Here is a 16,895-nt window from a genome sequence, read left to right on the forward strand (position 1 = left end):
CCCCGCGGGCCCGCCCCAATCGGGCAGCGGCGTCGCGGGCCGCCGAAGGCGGACGGAAGCGACCGGCGGACGGCCGCCGGCGGCCACAGCGGGGATGGCGGCCCAAAAGGTGCCGCTCATACAGTCATATCACCATTTTATGGGAAAGGGCGCGACACATTACCCCCCTTTCCATGGGAAGCGCGAAAGCGGCAAGAGGGGCAGTATGGGCACCGAGGCGGCACAAGCCGCCCCGGGCGCGGAGAAGCGCCCACGTGCAACGACCCCAAGGAGGGAAACATGGAGAACATGGATCGACGGACGTTCCTCAAGGGCGGGGCCGGCCTGGCGGCGGGCGCCGCACTTCTGGGCGCCGCCGGCTGCGCCCCGTCGACTCCGGCAGCCAACGACGCGCTCGCCAGCACGGCGGCCGGCGAGCTGCCGGCCGACCTCAAGGAGAGCGACTTCGAGTTCAGCATCGTGGAACGCGAGCCCATTACGGAATTTGCCGCCGAGGAAACCTACGACATCGTCGTAGTAGGCGCGGGCTGTGCCGGCGTGCCCGCCGTGCTCACCGCCGTGGAGGAGGGCGCGAAGGTGGCCTGCCTCCAGAAGGAGGCCACGGTCTCGGCCAACGGCAACGGCTGCTCCTTCGTCGTAAAGGCCCACTCGAACCCCGCCGGCATCGTGCGGTGGCGCAGCGACTGGGCCCGCCTCAACGACTGGCGCATCAACAACGAGCTGTTCAACTACTATGTGGAATATGCCGAGGAGGCCGTGCCCTGGGTTATCAGCCAGGGACGCTCGGTCGGCATCGAGCCCATCGAGTTCCTCACCGACAGCTCCATCCGCTACGACGATGGCGGCGTCGTCGCCGTGTGCGATGCCACCCAGGCCTCGAACCAGGATCTTATGGTGGCCCTGGCCCAGAAGGCGGCCGAGGGCGGCGCCACGTTCTACTACGAGACCCCCTGCGTGCAGCTGGTCCAGGAGGAGGACGGCACCGTAACGGGCGCCATCGGCAAGCAAAAGGACGGCAGCTACGTCAAGCTCAACGCCACCAAGGGCGTCGTGCTGGCCGCCGGCGACTACATGAACAACGAGTCCATGGTGGACCGCAATTTGCGCGACGCCGCCATGTTCCCCCTGTGCCTGGTGAACCACACCGGCGACGGCCACATCCTCGGTATTCTGGCGGGCGGCCGCATGGCGCCCCTCGGCCATGCGCGGCAGATCCACACCAACTACATCGGCCCCTTTATGTTCTACCCCTTCCTGGCCCTCGATGTCCACGGCAAGCGCTTCTGCAACGAGACCATCCCCATGAGCAGCCTGAACATCTCCATGTCCGCCACTTACAAGCCCGAGGACCGCGGCATCCACTTCCGCATTTTCGACTCTAAGACCGAGGGCGCCGTGGAGGGCATTCCCGGCGTGCCGCCGGTGGCCCTCGTGGGCGAGGGAAGCGCCTGGATGGATCCGGAAACGGTGGTATCGGGCAACACCCTGGAGGAGCTCTGCGAGGCGGCGGGCATTCCCGTGGCCGACGGCGTCGCCAGCATCGAGCGCTACAACGAGCTGTGCGCCAAGGGCTGCGACGACGACTTCGGCGTCGCCGGATCCGATATGGCGGCCATCGACACTCCCCCCTTCTTCTGCATCAAGGGCGATGTGGGCATGTCGGGCATCAACGCCGGCGTCATGGTGGACAACCGCTACCGGGTGATCGACACCGAGGGCGCCCCCATCCCGGGCCTGTACGCCGCCGGCATCCAGGCGGGCAACCCCTGCGGCGGCATCAACTGGAGCATGCCGGGCGGTTTCTCGAACTCGCACATCTTCACCGCCGGGCGCTACACGGTCATCCACGCGCTGACCGGCGACATGACGCCCGCCCACCCGGCGAGCTTCGAGGACCTCGCCGACTCCTTCGTCGGTGAAGACGGCGGCTACGCCTGGGACAGCCCCCTCTGCGCCACGGCTATTACCGTCTGGTAAGCCAAGAACCCCTCGTCCCTCCCTTTGCGACCGGGCCCCTCAGCGGGCCCGGTCGTTTCCATTCGCGGCCTCGTTAACCATGTCGATCAGCTCCTGGCGCGAGTGCACGCCGAGCTTCCGATAGAGGCTCTTCGCGTAGGTCTGCACGCTGCTCACCGAAAGGAACAGGCGCTCGGCGATCTTTTTCTGGGTGTTGCCGCGATAGAGCAGCCCGAGCACCTCCCCCTCCCGCTCGCTCAGCCCATGGGCATCGGCCATGGCGGCGAGAATCTCCGATACATCGGCGGCGCCTGCAGCGCATTCGGAGCTTGCGGGCTCGACACCGTCAGGGCGCAGGCGCACGAACCAGAGCATCCCCAGCGTCATGGCGAAGGCCGTGACGAGCATGACGGCGTTGACCACCGAGTCCATCTGTCCGGGAGAGAGCCCGATAAGCCCGACGGTATGGATGGCGCAGTCGACGGCCACGATGAGCATGGGCGCAGCGACCGCAGCCAGCCACCAAGGGAGGTCCCGCGCTCCCATGCCCTCTTGAACCGCCACCCACAGCAGCGTGATGGCCATGGGGCGACTTGACAGGATCAAGGCCCGGCACAGCACAGCCAACGGCGAGTAGAGCAGGGCGGTGCAGTAGAGACAGGCGATGCAGAGGATGAAGAAGCCGAGCCACGGAAAGGCCGCGCGCCGCTGCCGCCATGCGGCGAGGGTGAAGAGGCAGAAGGCCGGATAGAGCACGAGGGCGAAGGCACAGTGAATCCATCCATCGGAAAACCAGGTCTCGCCCCGAGCCACCGACGAGAGGCTCATGAACGCCCCGCTTCCCAGTAGGTAGCAAAGCAGAATGGCCGTCGCGGGCACGGCGGCGCGCCCCGAAAGGGACGGCGCGAGGCGGGACGGAAGCGGTGCTTTGGGGGCATCGCAGCCAATGTGGCCGAGAATCACCAGGAAGATACTGCTCAGGGCGAACATGAGAGGGTTTGAGATGTCGCCGGTGGGCAGGGGATCCGTAAGCGCCACGATGGCCTCGCCGATTAGGAACGACAGGAGCAGGGAAAGGGCGAGCACGACGGCGTTGTCCCGAGGGGTCAAGCGCCGCGATGCCGCCGCGAGGGCCAGGGCAATCACTACGCCGTAAAGCGCCATGATGGCGGGGTAGGCAGCCATCATCCAACGCGGGACCGCTCCGGCATCGGCGCTGGCAACGAGCGCGGCCGCGCAGGCGAGCAGCAAGGCGCCGGACCCGACGATGGCCGCCGTGCTGCCGGCCACCCGTTCGGCCAGGCTGTCGCGAAACACCACGAGCACCCCACCCATAAGGGCCATGGTGACGAGCGTGATGAGGTTGCTGGCGAAGACGGGGCCTGCAACGTAGGAGGCATGGGACTCGGGCAGCACGTTCGCCGGGTAGGGGAACAGCACGAACAGCGACCAAAAGCAGGCGTAGGCCAGCGCGAGCAGCAGGATGCGCAGCTTGTTCAACCTCTCTCCTCTCGAATCAGAACCGGTCGCGCGCGGCCCCATGGGGGCCGCCACCATTATACCCGCCATCTGTCCCCAAGGGGCAAGGCACGTTTCACGAGTCGTCCGCCCCTAGCGCTGCCCAGCCTCGGCCGCCTGCACCACGTGGGCCATAGTGACGCTCGTAGTCACGCCGCCGAGGCCTCGGGGCACCGGCGTGATGGCGCCTTCGGGCCCCAGCACGGGCTCCACGGCGCCGAAGTCCACATCGCCGCAGAGATTGCCGGCGGCATCGAAGTTGATGCCCACATCGAGCACCGTCTGGCCCGGCGAGAAGTACTCGGGACCGTAGGCGCGGGCGCGGCCGGTGGCGCACACGACGATGTCGGCCTCGCGGGTGTGGGCGGCCACATCGGCAGTGCGGGAATGGGCCAGCGTCACGGTGGCGTGGCGCGCCAAGAGCATCATGGCCACCGGACGCCCGATCACGAGGCTGCGCCCGAGCACCACCACTCGCTTGCCCGCAACGGGAATGTCGTAGAAATCCAGCGTCTCCAGGCAGGCCTGGGCCGTAGCCGGCGGGAAACCCTCGCCGGTATCGGCGAACACGCCGGCCAGCGACGCCGACCCGATGCCGTCGATATCTTTGGCCGGGGACAGGCGATCGCACACGGCGCGCTCGTCCATCTGCGGCGGAAGCGGACGGAACATAAGGCAGCCGTGGATGCGCGCATCGGCATTCACGAGGTCGATGACGGCCTCCAGCTCGGCCTGCGTCGCCTCCGTTGGCAGCACGAAACGACGCACGGCGATGCCGTGGAGATCGGCCTGGCGGGCGCAGGTGCGCTCGTAGGACAAATCGTCGGGCCGCTCCCCCACGCGCACAATGGCGAGCGTCGGCGCCACGCCGTGCGCCCGCAAGCGGTCGATGCGGGGCAGCAGGCGCTCCCACAGGGCCGAGGATACCTCCTTGCCGTACAGAATCCTCGCCATCAGCTAAGCCTCTTCACGACATCGGCGTACACCTCATCGGCCATGGCGCCCCCTGCGGCGAGAAGGTCCTCCATCTGATTGCGGTAGACGTCGGCCCGCTCGACATCATCCATGGAGCCGATGTTGATGACCACGTTCAGGCTCGCCGCCATAAGCGCTGCTTTGGCGAGCACGGCGCCCGCCCCGGCATCCGAGAGAGCCAGCACCGAGCCGTGCCGGGCCACGAACACGCAGGACTCGATGACCTGCAGGCAGCAGGCCATGATCTCAAGCGGCACCTCGCAGGCGCCCACGAGCGCCTTCTGCAGCGCCGCGTTCTGGGCCGCACGCTCAGCATCGGTGTCCTTGGGCATCCCGTAAGCGGCAGCGAGGGGTTCGAAGGCGCGAGCGTCCTCGTCGATGAGCGACAGCAGGTGCGCCCGCGTGTCGTCCAGCTCGACGAGCTCGGCCCGCATCCGCTCCTCGACATCGGCGTACTTCTTCTTGCCCACGGTGAGGTTGCCCACCATGGAAGCCAGCGCCGACGCAAGCGCCCCCGCATAGGCCGAGGCCCCGCCTCCACCGGGAGTCGGGGCCTTTGAAGCCAGCGCCTCCACAAACTCGGTATCGACCACGCAAACCCTTCTTTCCGAAAGAGCAGGGCTCGGACTCGGTGCGGTGGTACCGCGCGCAGTTCATTGAAGTGCACGAAGCACGTCCGGAGCAGAACTCCGACGGTGCACTTCAATGTTGTTTGAGCACGGCACTTCCGCTCCGAATCCGAGCCCGGACAACTACGTAAATGCTAGAACAACCCCGTGATCGTGCCGTCTTCCATCACATCGATCTTATGGGCGGCGGGGGCCTTCCCCAAGCCAGGCATGGTCATGATGGAGCCGGTGAGCGCCACGATGAAGCCGGCGCCGGCGGACACCTTCACCTGGCGCACCGTGATCTGGAAATCGCGGGGAGCGCCCAGCTTGGTGGCGTCGTCCGAGAACGAGTACTGGGTCTTGGCCATGCACACGGGCATCTCTCCGAAGCCCAGGGCCTCCAGCTGCGCGATCTCCTTCTGCGCCGCGGGCTCGAACACCACGCCGTCGGCATGGTAGACGCGCTTGGCAATGGCCTCGATCTTCTCGGCGATGGACAGGTCGTCCTCGTAGGAGAACGTGAAGGTGTCGGCGGAGCGCCCGGCCTCATCCCCGTTCTCGCACAAGGCCACCACCTCATCGGCCAGGGCCAGGCCGCCCTCGCCACCGCGCGCCCACACCTCGGACAAAGCCACGTTCACGCCCAGCTCGCGGCACTTGGCTTCCACCAGGTCCAGCTCGGCCTTGGTGTCGGTCGGGAAGGCGTTGATGGCCACCACGCAGGGCAGGTTGTACACGTTGGTGATGTTCTCCACGTGCTGCAGCAAATTCGGCAGGCCCGCCTCCAGCGCCTCCAGGTTCTCCTCGTTGAGATCGGCCTTGGCCACGCCGCCGTGGTTCTTCAGCGCGCGCACCGTGGCGACGACCACCACCGCATCGGGCTTAAGGCCGGCGAGGCGGCACTTGATGTCGAGGAACTTCTCCGCGCCCAGATCGGCGCCGAAACCAGCCTCAGTGACGCAGTAGTCGCCGAGCGCCATGGCCATGCGCGTGGCCATGATGGAGTTGCAGCCGTGGGCGATGTTGGCGAAGGGACCGCCGTGGACGAAGGCCGGGGTACCCTCGAGCGTCTGCACGAGGTTCGGCTTTAGGGCGTCCTTCAGCAGCGCGGCCATGGCGCCTTCGGCCTTCAGATCGTGGGCTGTGACGGGTTTGTCGTCGTAGGTGTAGCCGACCACGATACGGCCCAGGCGCTCCTTCAGGTCGGTGATGGAGGTGGCCAAGCAGAAGATGGCCATGACCTCGCTGGCCACGGTGATGTCGAAGCCGTCCTCGCGGGGCACGCCGTGGGCTTTGCCGCCCAGGCCGTCCACGATGTGGCGCAGCTGGCGGTCGTTCATGTCCACCACGCGCTTCCACGTGATCTTGCGCACGTCGATGTTGAGCTCGTTGCCGTTCTGGATGTGCGCATCCAGAAGCGCCGCGAGCAGGTTGTTGGCCGCGCCGATGGCGTGGAAGTCGCCCGTGAAGTGCAGGTTGATGTCTTCCATGGGAATAACCTGGGCGTAGCCGCCACCGGCCGCGCCGCCCTTGATGCCGAACACTGGCCCCAGCGACGGCTCGCGCAGCGCCACGACCACGTTCTTGCCGCGCAGCGAAAGCGCATCGGCCAGGCCCACCGTCGTGGTGGTCTTGCCCTCTCCGGCCGGCGTGGGATTGATTGCGGTCACCAGGATGAGCTTGCCCGGGGCGTGCTCCTCCTCGCGCAGCAGGTTGTAATCGACCTTCGCCTTGTAGTTTCCGTACAGCTCAAGGTACTTTTCGTCGACGCCGGCAATGGCAGCGATCTCGCCAATAGGTTTCGGTTCGGTCGCCTGGGCAATTTCAATGTCGGTCAACACGTCGGGCCCTTCTTTCTCATGTCGCGGCGCGCAGGCGTACCTGGCAGCCTCATCGATAGATGGCGCAGCGCCGGCGGAAGGAATCGTCCTGCCGACCAAACGCTGACGCTCCCATTCTAGCGATGCGGCCGCGCCCCGTCGCCCCTCTATCCCCAAAGGGCGCAACTTCCCCTCATTGCGGGGATTCCCGAAGGCATCCGCGCCCAACAGCCCCTAGCGGTAGGCGCGATCGGCGATAAGGCGCAGGCCTTCCAGCGTCAGCTCGGTGTTCACCTCGTCGATGGTACTCGAGTAGCGCTCGACGACCGGCGCCAGACCGCCCGTGGCGATGACCTTTGCCGGATAGCCCAGCTGGTCGAAGATGCGGCGCACCAGCCCGTCCACCCGGTCGGCCTCTCCCAACATGATACCCGATTGGATGGCCTCCACCGTGTTGGTGCCGATGACCGCCGGCGGTGCCACCAGCGCGATGTCCGGCAGCTGAGCGCCGTGAGTGAACAGCGCGTTGGCCGAAGTCTGCACGCCCGGCGCGATAACGCCGCCGCGGAAGCGGCCGTCGCGATCGATGACCTCGATGTTCGTGGCCGTTCCGAAGTCGACCACCACCACCGGCGCCCCGTAAAGCGCCCGGGCCGCCACCGCGTCGGCCACCCGGTCGGCACCGATCTCGCGGGGGTTGGGGTAATCGGCGTCGAAAAGGCCCTCGGCCGTCTCGGCATTGCACACCAGCGACCGCGCGCCGGTGGCGTCCTTGATGGCCTGCATCCAGGCCTTGGTCAGCTGGGGCACCACCGAGGCGACCGCCGAGGCGCGCACCTGGGAAAGATCGAGGCCCTCGAGGGAAAACAACGTGGAGAAGACGATGCGCAGCTCGTCGGCCGCCGCCTTCCGATTGGTGGCGATTCGCCACATCGCGCGCAGAGAATCCCCCGCGTAGACCCCGATTACGGTATGGGTGTTACCGATGTCAATAGCAAGTAACATAATTATGACAATCTTCCTCAGTTTTCCAGTGAAACGCCCTTGTTTGCGTATAGTTAACGCGTAAGAGATTATAGCAATGTCTCAACGATATGCCCCCGACGGGCATTCGTCGATATGACGAGAGAAAGGCAAGACCATGATAGAGACACCGAGCCGCATCCTTGTCGTTGACGACGAGCCTTCCATCACCGAATTCGTCAGCTACGCGTTGAAAAAGGAGGGCTACGAGACCGACGTCGTCGACAACGGCGAGGACGCCTTCGCGTTGGCAAGCGCCAACAACTATGATCTGTTTATCTTGGATATCATGCTGCCGGGCATGGACGGCTACGAGCTGTGCCGTCGGCTGCGTTCGAAGACCACGGCCCCCGTGCTGTTCCTTTCCGCCCGCGACACCGAGCTGGACAAGGTCGTGGGCCTGGAGATCGGCGGCGACGACTACCTCGCCAAGCCCTTCGGCGTGCGCGAGTTGATCGCCCGCGTCCGCGCGCTTCTGCGCCGCGGCCAGGGCGGCGAGTTCCCCGGCGCGAGCAATTCCATCACCGCTTCGGGCATCACGCTGGACGAGGACGCCCACACCGCCGCCGGCGACCACGGCGAGATCGACCTGACGCCCCGCGAGTTCGAGCTTCTGGCCTCGCTCATGAAGAACGCCGGCAAGGTGGTCTCCCGCGAGGATCTGCTCCGCGACGCCTGGGGCTGGGAGTACCTCACCGAGACCAAGACGGTGGACACCCACATCAAGCGTCTGCGCGACAAGATTCACGCCGCCGGCTACGACCCGGCCCTCGTGGAAACGGTGCGCGGCTACGGCTACCGCTTCAAGGCGTAAGCCAACTCGCGAGAAATCTGCTCCCATGAAGGGAAGGCTCCCGAGCGGGAGCCTTCCCTTTTAGCGACGGGTTTCTACCGACCGTTTTCTAAGGGTAAATGCCAGTTCGGCCCCGTTATGGCGTGCTGCGATGCCCGTTAAGGGGTGAAATGGCAAGCAAATGCCAGTTCGGCCCCGTTATGGCAACACGCGGACGACCATTTCGGGGCCCAACTGGCATTTGCTCGAGGATTTAGCAGCGACGAGACGCCTACCGCACGGCGGCGCGGACGGCGTCGGCGCAGATGACAGCGGCCACGATCTTGCAGAGGTCAACGACCATAAACGGCGCCACCGCCGTGAGGAACGCCGTGGCCAGATCCACGTGCCCCACCACCATGTACTGGACGCACCCGCACACGTAAGCGATAGCCGTAAAGATGATGCCGGCGATAATCTCTACCCCGAAGCTGCGCAGAAACGCACCCGCGCGCTGGAGCGGCGTCATGGCCGTCTTCTCCGCGCGAGTGAGCCGCGGCGCATTCTTGCCGCCGGCCATACCGAGCCTCGTGCGCACCGCGTGCAAAAACAGCGCGGCAGCCGCCACGCCGAAGAGGTATCCCCACAGAAAGCCGCCCGTCGGCCCGGCCAGAACACCGATTCCACCGCGCATGCCCGAGAACACGGGCACCCCCACCGCACCCAGCAGCAAATAGCCCGTGATGGCCGCAATGGCCTCCTTGGGACTCAGCACCACTATGGCAAACGTGATGGCGAACATCTGCAGCGTGAAGGGAATGGGGCCCAAGGGCACGACCACCCAGGCCGATACCGCCATGATGGCGATGGTCAAGCCGACAAAGACCACCGACCGCGTTCGCTGGGTCGCCTCGCTGCGCGTCTTCGTTGATTCCATGCATCTCTCCTTCCACTCGAAGAATTTCATGGTAGGAGACGAGCGCGCCCCGCAGCCCTCGCGAAGCGCCTCAAGCGGTTAGCGGGCTGCCATGCCAATAAATTTGTGCAAGTGCTCAAAAACTAATCGTACATCGCGGCGAGCTTGCGGAGGCGCACCATTTCCCAGGCCACGAAGATGGCCGTGGTGAAGATGGAGAGAAAGTCAGCCACCGGTGCCGCGAAGTACAATGCGTCCAATCCGGTGAACTGCGGAAACAGCTGCGGCAGCACCACAGGCATCAGGTACAGCAAGGGCACGAGGAACAGAATCTGTCGCGTCAAGGTGAGGAACACCGACTTGGCCGGCTGGCCCGTGGCCTGGAAGTAGTTCGAGCTGACGATCTGGAAGCCCACGAAGGGCAGCATGAGGAACTGCACGCGGATGGCGAAAGCCGTGAAATCAACGAGGCCGTCGTGGGAGATGCCGAAGGCATGGGCGATGGGCACCGCGAATACCTCGACGATGATGAACATGAGCACTGAGATGGAGGATGCCGCCCCGATGCCGTACCACAGCGTCTTGCGAACGCGATTGACGTTGTGAGCGCCGTAGTTGAAGCCGAGCAGCGGCTGCAGGGCGATGGCGATGCCGATGAGCGGCATGACCGAGAACTGCCCGATGCGCTGCACCACGCCAATGGCCGCCAGCGCGTCGTCGGCGCCGATGGGCGTCAGGGCCCCGTATTTCACCAGCTGGAAGTTGATGACGAAGTTCACGATGGCCATGCCCGCCTGCACGCAGAAGCTCGGCAGCCCGAAGGCGAGAATGGTGCGATCCATGGAAAAGCTCAGGCGCATGGCGGGCAAGCGCAGCCGCATGGGAACGTCGCTGCGCAGGCAGAAGTACTGCAGCACTGCCAAACACGAACAGGCCCAGCCGAGCACCGTGGCCAGAGCGCTGCCCATGACCCCCCAGCCGAGCGCCAGAACGAACAGGGCGTTAAAGGCCACCGAGCCCACCAGACCGATGACCATGGTGCCGAGCGCCCGGTTAGGGGCGCCGCAGGTGCGGATGAAGTTGTTCACGCCAAGGCCGATGCACTGCAAGATAAAGCCGGCACAAAGGATCTGGATGAACGTCTGGGCGTAGGGGCGCACCTCCGGCGTGGCGCTCGCCAAATCGAGCACCCAGGAGACCAGCGCCGGATTCCACCCGATGACGAGCACAATGACGGCAGCAACGAGACTCAAGGACACCACATTGCCCAGGGCGCGCTCGGCATCGTCGCGCTTGCCCTCGCCGAGGCGCAGGGCCGCCAGCGCGTTGCCGCCGTTGCCGATGAGCATGGCGATGGCCATGAACACGATCATGATGGGGTTGGCCACCGTCATGGCCGACAGCCCGATCTCCCCTACCGCATGTCCCAGAAACACCGAGTCGATGATGGCATAGGAGCCGTTGATGAGCATGCCCACCACCGACGGAATGGCGAACTCCGTAATGAGCCGCGGAATGGAGGCCGTCCCCATCCGCAGCACCTTGTCGTCACCCGCCGACGAGGCGCGCAACCGCTCCCCGCGCGGATCTCCGGCTGCTTGGGCGTCCACGCCAAGCTCGCGCTCGCCCTGCGCAGCTGCGCCCTCTTTCAATTCCCCGTCAAGCTTCTTCTCGTCACTCATGCCTTCGCGCCTTTCTTCTCTTCGGCGCTATTGTAGCCCTTACGGCATCACCATGACGTGGGCCTCGCCGGAGGCGACGGGGACGGTGTCGTCGGCGGTGCGGACGAGAAGGCGGCCGCGCTCGTCGACGCCGGTGGCCGTGCCTTCCAAAGTAGCGGTGCCGGCGGCGTCCTCGATGCGCACCGCGCGACCGGTGAGGAAGGACGAGCCCTCGTAGCTGCCCAACGTCGGCATGAAGCCGAGCTCGCGCCAACGACCGTAGTTCACGAGGATGCGGGCGATGACCTCGCGCTGGATGTCGGTGATGACCTCCTCGCGACGAGCAGCCTGCTCGCGCTCCGGCAATGCCGCGATGGCCTGGGCCAGTGACACGAAATGCCCCGGGGCGGATTCAGGGGCCGGCATGATATCCGCCATGTACTCGGGAACGTTGCGACCCTGCACGGGACGGTCGACCTCGGGGCGGAACACGTTGATGCCGATACCCACGCACACGCCGCCCCCGCACGCCTCCAGCGAGATGCCGCAGAGCTTGCGGTACTCGTCGGCGCGCTGGCAGTCGGCGGGCATATAAATCACGTCGTTGGGCCATTTCACTTGGATGCCGTCCTCGAACTGCGGCGCCGCCACCTGGCCTAAGGCGCGCTGGACCGAAAGGCCCACGACCAGGCTCAAAGTGGCCAAGCCGCTACCGGCCACGTCGGGGCGCAGCAGGATGGACATGTACAGGCCGCCCTCGGGACTGTCCCATTCGCGGCCCTGGCGGCCGTAACCGCTCAGCTGGCGCCGAGCGCGCACGATGAGGCCCTCGGCCTTTCCCTCGCGCAACGCGTTCTTCACGACCTCGTTGGTAGAGGTCACCTCGTCAAGCACCGTCAGCTTCATGGCTAGATCCTCCTCGCCTTCCCGACGCGCTCGGCCTCGGGCACGCGCCCCACGGGAGTTCCATCCGCCAGCTCCCAGCCGGGCAGAATCTCCAGCACAGGCTTCACGACGAAATCGCGCTCCGTCACGCGCGGGTGCGGAAGCGTGAGCTCGTCGTCGGACGCAACGTACATCTGGTAGTCGAGAATATCGATATCGAGCGTGCGCGGGCCGTTCTCAATGGCGCGCACGCGGCCGAGGGAGTTCTCGATGCTGTGCAAATACCCCAAAAGCTCTTTGGGCGGAAGGCCGCTGCGCAGGAGCACGACGGCGTTCACGAAGGCATCCTGATCCTCGTAGTAGGCCGGCTCGCTCTCGTAGAACGAGGACATGTCCACGATCTGGGTGTCGGGCAGGCTGCACAGCTGGCCCACGGCGAGGTTCAGCTGGGCGATTTTGGCCTCGGTCTCCTCGCCGGGCTCGGCCACCAGCGCCACGTTCGACCCCAGGCCCAAGAGCACCGCCGGCCGCAAGTCCTTCAGCGCGGCGACCGTCATCTCCACATTGTGGGTGCGCACGACGCTCGCCCCCAACTCGCAGGCGAGCAGCGCTTCGGCCGCCGAGGCCACGTCGCGGTCGTGAAGCTCCTCCACCTGGTAGGCCTCGCCCACGAAGCGCTTGCGCGAGACCGCCACCATGACCGGATAGCCCAGATGCACGATCTCGTGGAGGTTGCGCATAAGCTCGATGGTCTGCTTGGGAGTCTTGCCGAAGCCGGGGCCCGGATCGACGCAGATGCGGGAGCGATCGACGCCGGCCGCTTCCAAGGCAGCGGCCGCATCGCGCAGGTAGTCGCGCACTTCAGCAACCACGTCCTCGTAGACGGGGTCGTTCTGCATGGTGGCCGGCTCGCCCTTCATGTGCATGACCACACACCCGCAACCGCAGCGACGCACCGCTTCCACCATGGCGGGATCGCGGAAGCCAGACACGTCGTTGACGATGGAAGCGCCAGCATGCAGAGCGCGAGTCGCCACCTCGGCATGACGCGTGTCCACCGACACGCAGATGCCGGCCTCCACGAGGGCCGCGACGACATCCCCAATGCGATTCCACTCCTCTTCAGGCGTGACGGGCGTGGCACCCGGGCGCGTCGACTCGCCGCCTACATCCACGATGGCGGCCCCGGCGCGCACCATGTCAAGCCCGTGCTCCACGGCCGCTTCGGGATCGAGGTACGCCCCGCCGTCGGAGAAGGAATCGGGGGTCACGTTCAAAATACCCATGATGAGGGGCGTGCTGGTGTCGAAGTCGTATTGTCCGCAATGCCAGATCATGAATGCTGAAGCCTCGTCTTTCTCGGCGTTTCCTCCCTTTGATTCTTAGCCGATAAGTGTAACGGCGCAAAAGGCCCGTGTACACTGGTTTCTGATGAGTGTACCGTATTATCTCTTAGAGTGGGCTTCAAGATTGGTCGCGCGCACAAAAAAGAACGCCCGGAGGCGGCGCGCCGCTTTCAAGAACGCCGCGGCAAGGCGACCATGACAAAGCAGCCAAGGCAAGACAGCCATAGCAAGGCGACGCCAAAATAAGAGGCGCGATTTCCTGATTTTCACCTCGCAGCAGGCGCTGGAAGGTGGAAATCGGGAAATCGCGCCAATCTAAGGGCCATTCAGGTGGAAATCGGGAAATCGCGTCTCGCTCTCAGCCCCCCGGAGAAGCCGGCCGCTAATCCCTCTTGTCCGGGTCGGGAGCATCGGCGGAGGAATCCATGTCGTCCTCGCGGTCGATTTCCGCGTTCACCTCGGCCTGGGTGGGCATATCGGAGCGATCGGCATGCTCGGCGGGAGTGCGGAAGGGGGCGTTCGGATCCTGGTCGCCCGGCTCTACCGGCTCGTCTCTCCAATTCGGGTCGGCCAGCGTCTCGCCGGCGTCGGGATCGACCGCTGCGCCCGAGCCACCCGCTGCGCCCGGCGTGCCGTTCGCGCCGTCGCCCTCTCCCTGAGCCGCCAGAAGCTCGGCGTCCTTGGCGCGGGCCGCGGCCTCTTCCGCCTCCTTGGCGGCGATGATGCCGTCCTCGCGCGCCAGGTACTCGTCCCACTTGTTCTCGAGCAGGGCCTCGCAGGCCTCGCCCTCCACGGTCTCGCGCTCGAGCAGCACGCTGGCCATGAGATCCATCTGATCGGCGTGGGAGGACAGAATCGCGTGGGCCCTATCGTGGGCCTCCTTCATGATCTTGGCCACCTCTTCATCGATGCGACGGGCCGTCTCCTCGGAGTAATCTTGGGTGTTGCCGTAGTCGCGGCCCAAGAACACCTCGTGGTTGGGCTGGCCGAACACCTGGGTGCCCAAAGGGCTCATGCCGTACTGGGTGACGATGGCGCGGGCCATCTTGCTCGCGCGCTCAAGGTCGTTGGAGGCGCCGGTGGTGATGTCGTCGCAGAAGATCTCCTCGGCCACGCGGCCGCCCATGAACACCGCCAGCTCGTCTTTCATCTCGGAAAGCGAGTTTAAAACCTTGTCCTCGTCGGGAATGGAGAGGGTGTAGCCCAGCGCCCGGCCGCGCGAGATGATCGAGATCTTGTGCACCGGATCGGCATGGTCGAGCAAATGCCCCACGAGCGCGTGCCCGCTCTCGTGGTAGGCGATGGTGTGCTTGGTCTTCTCGTTCATCACGCGGCCCTTGCGCTCCGGGCCGGCGATAACGCGCTCCATCGACTCGCTCACCTCGCGCATGGTGATGATCTTCTTGCCGCGCCGCGCCGTGAGCAGGGCCGACTCATTCATGAGGTTCGCCAGATCGGCGCCGGTGAAGCCCGGGGTGATCTTCGCGATCTTCGCCAGATCCACATCCGACCCGATGGGCTTGTCCTTGGAATGCACCTCCAGAATGCGCTGGCGGCCCTTCACGTCGGGGGTGTCCACGACGATTTGGCGATCGAAGCGGCCGGGGCGCAGAAGCGCCGGATCGAGCACATCGGCGCGGTTCGTGGCCGCGATGAGCACCACCGAATCATTGGACTCGAAGCCGTCCATTTCCACGAGCAGCTGGTTTAAGGTCTGCTCGCGCTCGTCGTGGCCGCCGCCGAGGCCCGTGCCGCGTTGGCGACCCACCGCATCAATCTCGTCGATGAAGATGATGGCGGGGGAAGCCTCTTTCGCGTCCTTGAACAAATCGCGCACGCGGCTCGCGCCCACGCCCACGAACATCTCGACGAAGTCCGAGCCCGAGATGCTGAAGAACGGCACGCCCGCCTCGCCGGCCACAGCGCGCGCGAGCAGGGTTTTGCCGGTGCCCGGAGGGCCCACGAGCAGGCAGCCTCGCGGAATCTTCGCGCCCATGGACTGGTACTTGGCGGGATTGGCCAGAAAGTCCTTAATCTCCTGCATCTCCTCCACGGCCTCATCGACGCCGGCCACATCGGCAAACGTCACGTCGGGGCGCTCCTCCAGGGTCTTCTTCGCCTTGTTCTTCCCGAAGCTCATCTGGGAATTGTTGGCCTGCTGCATCTTGTAGAAGAAGAACATCAGAAGGCCGCCGATGATGAGGATGGGCAGAAGCGTGGCCAGAACCTCCAGGAAGGGGCTCGGCAACGTCACCTGATAGGAGATGTCGGGATGTGCCGCCAGAAGCTCGCCGAGCGAATCGGAGCCCACGTAGGTGGAGGTGTAGTTGTGCTCCTTGCCGAGCGTGGCCGGATCGAGCGTCGTGGTGGCCACACCGCCAAGCGCCTTGCCGTCCTCGCCGTGCTCGGTGGCCATAAGGGCGTTCAGTGAGTCGAAGGCCCCGTTGAAGGCGCCGGCCGCCTCGGAGCCGGCGGTGGCCGCCGGGAAGTAGGTGCCCGAGACGGTGTAGTCGCCGGCGGAGTAGGTGACCGACTTCACGCGGCCCTGCTCCACCGCCTGGGTGAACTCGGAGGTGATGAGTTGATCGGTCACGGTGGTGCCCATGGCGCCGGTACGCATGAACTGGCTGCCCACGAAAAACGCCACGGCCAAGAGGATGATGACCATGATCATCGTGGTGCGCTGGGTCGACGCCGGCGGGATTGGTTTCTTGGGATTGTTGTCTGCCATAGTTGATTGCTGCCTTTACTGGTAGATCTCGGGCTTCAGAACGCCGATGTAGGGGAGGTTGCGGTAATGCTCGGCAAAGTCGAGGCCGTAGCCGACGATGAACTCGTCGGGGCACTCGAAGCCGATATAGCGGCACGGGATGTCGGCCTGGGCCGGCGTGTCCTTGCGCATGAGCGCCGCCACCGTAAGCGACGCCGGCTCGCGGGACTGCAGGTTCTTCAGGAGGTACTTCAGCGTGAGCCCTGAATCGATGATGCCCTCGGCGATGACGACGTGGCGCCCCCGGATGTCGGTGCTGAGATCCTTCAGGATGCGCACCACACCGGAGCTCTTCGCGCCGTTGCCGTAGGAGGACACGGCCATGAAGTCCACTTCCAGCGGTAGATCGATGGCGCGGATGAGGTCGCAGGTGAACACCGCCCCGCCGCGCAGGATGGACACGACCACAATGCCCGCATCCCCGGCAACATCGGCATAGTCGCGAGTGATGGCCTCGCCCAGCTCGCGCACGCGTATCGCCAGATCCTGCTCGGAGAAAAGTATCTCTGAGATGTCGTTATGCACGTGAACCACTTTCTCTTTGCCCGCAGCGCGCGCTCCTCGCGCAAACGCCGCAGCGCTCTTTAATCGCAGTCCAGTTTACCAAAGACCTTTTCTCGAACAGCCGTAAGACAGCAACGC

Annotated in this window: 13 protein-coding genes; 2 read left to right on the top strand and 11 right to left on the bottom strand. The window is 65.3% G+C overall.

The features are described 5' to 3' along the window. Positions 1–279 precede the first annotated feature (279 nt). Positions 280–1,977, top strand: coding sequence for an FAD-dependent oxidoreductase (locus GO707_RS02945; protein WP_114539608.1), 1,698 nt, complete (start codon positions 280–282; stop codon positions 1,975–1,977). 39 nt (positions 1,978–2,016) lie between these two features. On the opposite strand, the gene GO707_RS02950 is transcribed toward GO707_RS02945, so the two are convergent. The 5 genes from GO707_RS02950 to GO707_RS02970 all read right to left on the bottom strand — a co-directional run bounded on the left by GO707_RS02950 (position 2,017) and on the right by GO707_RS02970 (position 7,885). After that, positions 2,017–3,456: a LuxR C-terminal-related transcriptional regulator gene (locus tag GO707_RS02950; RefSeq protein WP_157012001.1), complete on the bottom strand. Its 1,440-nt coding sequence runs from the start codon at positions 3,454–3,456 to the stop codon at positions 2,017–2,019. A 111-nt stretch (positions 3,457–3,567) separates the two neighbouring features. Then, positions 3,568–4,428: a bifunctional 5,10-methylenetetrahydrofolate dehydrogenase/5,10-methenyltetrahydrofolate cyclohydrolase gene (locus GO707_RS02955; protein ID WP_157012003.1), complete on the bottom strand. Its 861-nt coding sequence runs from the start codon at positions 4,426–4,428 to the stop codon at positions 3,568–3,570. After that, a complete protein-coding gene (locus GO707_RS02960) occupies positions 4,428–5,042 on the bottom strand; it encodes a cyclodeaminase/cyclohydrolase family protein (RefSeq protein ID WP_227070346.1) in 615 nt (204 codons plus the stop codon). The genes GO707_RS02955 and GO707_RS02960 overlap by 1 nt, the downstream gene beginning before the upstream one ends. Before the next feature lie 170 nt (positions 5,043–5,212). After that, positions 5,213–6,901 carry a formate--tetrahydrofolate ligase gene (locus GO707_RS02965; RefSeq protein WP_227070344.1) on the bottom strand — a complete coding sequence of 563 codons (1,689 nt, stop codon included), beginning with the start codon at positions 6,899–6,901 and terminating at the stop codon, positions 5,213–5,215. Between the two features lie 213 nt (positions 6,902–7,114). After that, positions 7,115–7,885: a type III pantothenate kinase gene (locus tag GO707_RS02970; RefSeq protein ID WP_157012005.1), complete on the bottom strand. Its 771-nt coding sequence runs from the start codon at positions 7,883–7,885 to the stop codon at positions 7,115–7,117. 136 nt (positions 7,886–8,021) lie between these two features. Here GO707_RS02970 and GO707_RS02975 point away from each other — a divergent pair, with 136 nt between their 5' ends. Beyond that, positions 8,022–8,717, top strand: a complete 696-nt coding sequence (locus tag GO707_RS02975) for a response regulator transcription factor (protein ID WP_022740466.1) — start codon at positions 8,022–8,024, stop codon at positions 8,715–8,717. 250 nt (positions 8,718–8,967) lie between these two features. On the opposite strand, the gene GO707_RS02980 is transcribed toward GO707_RS02975, so the two are convergent. From GO707_RS02980 to hpt, 6 genes are all read right to left on the bottom strand, one after another. Then, on the bottom strand, positions 8,968–9,612 hold the full coding sequence (locus GO707_RS02980; RefSeq protein WP_114548806.1) for a biotin transporter BioY: 645 nt from the start codon (positions 9,610–9,612) through the stop codon (positions 8,968–8,970). Between the two features lie 122 nt (positions 9,613–9,734). Then, positions 9,735–11,273, bottom strand: coding sequence for an MATE family efflux transporter (locus tag GO707_RS02985; protein WP_227070342.1), 1,539 nt, complete (start codon positions 11,271–11,273; stop codon positions 9,735–9,737). A gap of 39 nt (positions 11,274–11,312) precedes the next feature. Next, positions 11,313–12,158: a biotin--[acetyl-CoA-carboxylase] ligase gene (locus GO707_RS02990; RefSeq protein ID WP_157012007.1), complete on the bottom strand. Its 846-nt coding sequence runs from the start codon at positions 12,156–12,158 to the stop codon at positions 11,313–11,315. A gap of 2 nt (positions 12,159–12,160) precedes the next feature. Next, positions 12,161–13,474 (bottom strand): dihydropteroate synthase, encoded by a 1,314-nt coding sequence (folP, locus tag GO707_RS02995; RefSeq protein WP_114539600.1) that lies wholly within the window; start codon positions 13,472–13,474, stop codon positions 12,161–12,163. Between the two features lie 391 nt (positions 13,475–13,865). Next, positions 13,866–16,214, bottom strand: a complete 2,349-nt coding sequence (gene ftsH / locus GO707_RS03000; RefSeq protein ID WP_157012009.1) for an ATP-dependent zinc metalloprotease FtsH — start codon at positions 16,212–16,214, stop codon at positions 13,866–13,868. Positions 16,215–16,229: 15 nt separating this feature from the next. After that, positions 16,230–16,778: a hypoxanthine phosphoribosyltransferase gene (hpt, locus tag GO707_RS03005; protein ID WP_335878682.1), complete on the bottom strand. Its 549-nt coding sequence runs from the start codon at positions 16,776–16,778 to the stop codon at positions 16,230–16,232. Between the last annotated feature and the right edge of the window lie 117 nt (positions 16,779–16,895).

The sequence above is a fragment of the Adlercreutzia rubneri genome (assembly GCF_009755265.1).
Taxonomy (GTDB): domain Bacteria; phylum Actinomycetota; class Coriobacteriia; order Coriobacteriales; family Eggerthellaceae; genus Adlercreutzia; species Adlercreutzia rubneri.

Bases quoted from the DNA above. Each gene is read 5' to 3' on its own strand.
- folP (WP_114539600.1), bottom strand. From the start codon at position 13,474: ATGATCTGGCATTGCGGACAATACGACTTCGACACCAGCACGCCCCTC.
- GO707_RS02945 (WP_114539608.1), top strand. From the start codon at position 280: ATGGAGAACATGGATCGACGGACGTTCCTCAAGGGCGGGGCCGGCCTG.
- GO707_RS02985 (WP_227070342.1), bottom strand. From the start codon at position 11,273: ATGAGTGACGAGAAGAAGCTTGACGGGGAATTGAAAGAGGGCGCAGCT.
- ftsH (WP_157012009.1), bottom strand. From the start codon at position 16,214: ATGGCAGACAACAATCCCAAGAAACCAATCCCGCCGGCGTCGACCCAG.
- GO707_RS02990 (WP_157012007.1), bottom strand. From the start codon at position 12,158: ATGAAGCTGACGGTGCTTGACGAGGTGACCTCTACCAACGAGGTCGTG.
- GO707_RS02955 (WP_157012003.1), bottom strand. From the start codon at position 4,428: ATGGCGAGGATTCTGTACGGCAAGGAGGTATCCTCGGCCCTGTGGGAG.
- GO707_RS02975 (WP_022740466.1), top strand. From the start codon at position 8,022: ATGATAGAGACACCGAGCCGCATCCTTGTCGTTGACGACGAGCCTTCC.
- GO707_RS02970 (WP_157012005.1), bottom strand. From the start codon at position 7,885: ATGTTACTTGCTATTGACATCGGTAACACCCATACCGTAATCGGGGTC.
- GO707_RS02980 (WP_114548806.1), bottom strand. From the start codon at position 9,612: ATGGAATCAACGAAGACGCGCAGCGAGGCGACCCAGCGAACGCGGTCG.